We start from the raw sequence: 3,314 nt of genomic DNA on the forward strand, positions 1-3,314 counted from the left end.
GGGGTAGGTCACGCGATCGACAACACGGTGGGCGACGCGGTGGAGAACGCGGTGGGTGGCAAGGTGCGGGCGGCGACCCAGCACATGGTGGAGGGCGCGGCGGCCGGCGTGGCAGGCACGATAGGTGGCTCGCTGGCCCAGATGGCGTTCAACGGCGGACAGTTCGAACTGTCCGCGGCGGGATTCGGCGGTGGTCTGGCCGGGGCGATGGCCGGGGGTGCGCGCGGGTACCGCACGACCGAAGATTCCGGGGCACGCGACACCGAGGCTACAGATGCGGCGGCGGTCGTATCCGATGCGCGGGCGGCGCAAGACAGCAATCCGGTTGCAGGACAGAACGATATCGTCGGTGCGGATGGTGACGGAACCATCAGCAACAGCAACAGCAACAGCAACAGCAACAGCAACAGCAACAGCAACGATACCTCCGACAACAACAAGACCAGCGCCGGCGTCAACGAAAAGAACACCCAAGCCAACTCCGGCACCAGCAACAACGCCAGCCCCACCAACGGCGACAATGACACCACCGAAGACACTCGAACCGACACCACCAACAACCAAATCACCAGCAGCAGAACCAACTACGACAACACCGGCACGGACAACCAAACCACCCACACCAACGGAAGCACCGCCAACAGCAGCCCCAACACCGATAACAACTCCCACAACAACAGCGGCAGCATCTCCGACAACAGCAATACCGGTACCAGCGTCAGCCAAAAGAACAGCCAAGCCAACTCCGGCACGAACAACAACACCAGCCCCACCAACGACAGCAACGACAGCAACGACAGCAACGACAGCAACGACAGCAACGGAGACACTCGAACCGACACCAGCAAAAACCAAATAACCAGCAGCAGAACCAATTACGACACCACCAGCACCAGCAACCAAACCACCCACACCAACGGAAGCACTACCAACGGCAGCACCGCCAACAGCAACCGCAACACCGACACCAACGGCAATGCCGCCAGCGTCCGTAACACCAACGGCAGTACCGACGGCGGCACCAATAGCAGTGCCCGCGCGGTCAGCAACGACAGCACCGCAAGCCAGAACACCCCACGCGCCACCACCAGCAGCACCCCAACCGACACCACCCTGAACAGCGCTACAACCAGAGGCACCTCCACCGAGACCAGCGGCAACACCACCGACCACGCCACTCGAACCGAAAGCGGCAACAACCAAACCACCAACAGCAGTAACGGCACGCAAACCGACACCAACACCAATGGCAGCAGCACCGCCACCACCGACAAGGCCACCCCAACCGACACCAACATCAGCAGCGCCACAACTAGAGGCACCTCCACCGAGACCAGCGGCAGCACCACCACTGACCAAGCCGCCCAAACCGAGAGCAGCAACAACCAAACCACCAACAGCAGTAACGGCACGCAAACCGACACCAACACCAATGGCAGCAGCACCGCCACCACCGACAAGACCACTCAGACCGACACCAACATCAGCCAAACCACCAGCAGCGGAAGCAATTACGACAACACTGACTCTCACACCAACAACAGCACCACCGAGGTCAGTAACAACACCAGCAGCAACGCGACCAGCGAGAGCAGCACTAACACCAACGTAACCAGCGAAAACAGCACCAACGCGACCAGGGAAAACAGCGCTAACGGCAGCGCGGCCAGCGAGAACGGCACCAGCACCAACGGAAGCATCGGCAACGCCGACCGTAACGCGGTCAGCGACAGCAGCAGTAACGGCAGCAGCCCGACCGCGTACGCCGACAATGGCGTGCAAACCAGCGTCAGCCGAGGCACCCAAACCAGCAGCGACGCCAGCACGACCACCGGCGTCGGCGATCAAACCATCACTGGCAGCGGTAAAGACAGCACAGGCACAGAAATCGGGAACCCGAACACACGCGCCCGCGCCACCACCGACACCGACGCGCAGACCCCGGCACGGGTCACCGCCGCCAGCAAAAGCACGACGAGCCCGGCCGAACAGCAGACCAGCGCATCCGGGGACGGTGCACTGCGCCGCTCCGACTCACCAACCGACACCACCGACTCACCGAACATCAAGGTCGACTCGCGCACATCGAAGGCCGGATCACAAGCCACACCGAAGAATTCGCCGATCCCCCGCACCAACACCACCCCCGAATCCAGCAACGCCGCCCCACGTCGCGACACCACGAACAGCTCGTCCACACCCGCCGAGACACCCCACAGCCAGGACATCTCCTGGACCAAAGCCACCGATGGCACAGGAACCTGGCGCAAACTCGGCGACGACGAGCTCACCCACTGGAGCGCCCCCGAAAACAACAGCCACACAACAACACCCGACAACAACGCCCACACCGCGGCTGCAGACGACAACGACGCAACACTCACCAACACCGACGATCACACGACGCTCGACCACACGATAGCCACCAACGACAAACACACGGCACCCAACAGCAACGACCACACAACGCTCACCGACACCAACGACCACACAGCACTCGACGACAACGACCGCACGGTAGTCACGAACGACAACCACACCGCGCCCGCCGACAACAACCACACACCCCTCACCGACGGCAACGACCAGACGGCGGTCGATGACAACAGCCAGACAACACCCAACAACGACAGCCACGCGGGAGGCAACGACGACGGTCACGCCGTGGTCGGCGGGCGCGTGGTGGTCAACAGTGAGGGGCGCGTCCTGCTCGAGGACGGCGAGATCGCGTTGCTCGGTGATCAGGACCATGCCCTGTTCACCGCGTCCGTGGAGTCCGGGCGGTTGCGTGTATCGCGGATCGGCAGCGGTAGGACCGATGACTTGGATGCGGCCGGTATCCGCCGATTGGTCGGCGATCACGGGATCACCCAGATCCGTGTCAGCGCGACCGCGAAGCACGGCGGCACAGACACCCCACGTGACACCAGAACACCGAGCGGCAAAACCGCCCGCAACAAGCTCACCAAACCCAGGCCCGCCAACGACAAACACACCGGCGCCTCGCGCACACCGAAAACCGCCAAGACACCAGCCACCAAGACCGGCCCCCGCAAACTCACCAGGACGAGGCCCACCACTGACGGCAAGGGCACAACCCGGCAACCGAAACGGCACTCCACCGCAGGCGACAGCAACATCCGCCGCGGTCACGGCTCGATCGCCAAGGAAACCTTCCTGCGTATCCCCGGCATCGGCAGCCTGTTCCGCCGCATCGCCGAACTCCTGCGCCGCGACCCCGACACCCGCACCACCACCTTCGACGGCACCGACGAGATCGCGCCCGCCCGCAGCGACACCCCCACCCTGTCTCT

Annotated in this window: 1 protein-coding gene; it reads left to right on the forward strand. The window is 63.3% G+C overall.

The features are described 5' to 3' along the window. Positions 1-3,314: beta strand repeat-containing protein (locus JZ791_RS46330; protein ID WP_216903820.1), on the forward strand; the 3,314-nt coding region annotated here is incomplete at both ends.

It is taken from the genome of Nocardia alni, assembly GCF_019038435.1.
GTDB lineage: Bacteria > Actinomycetota > Actinomycetes > Mycobacteriales > Mycobacteriaceae > Nocardia > Nocardia alni.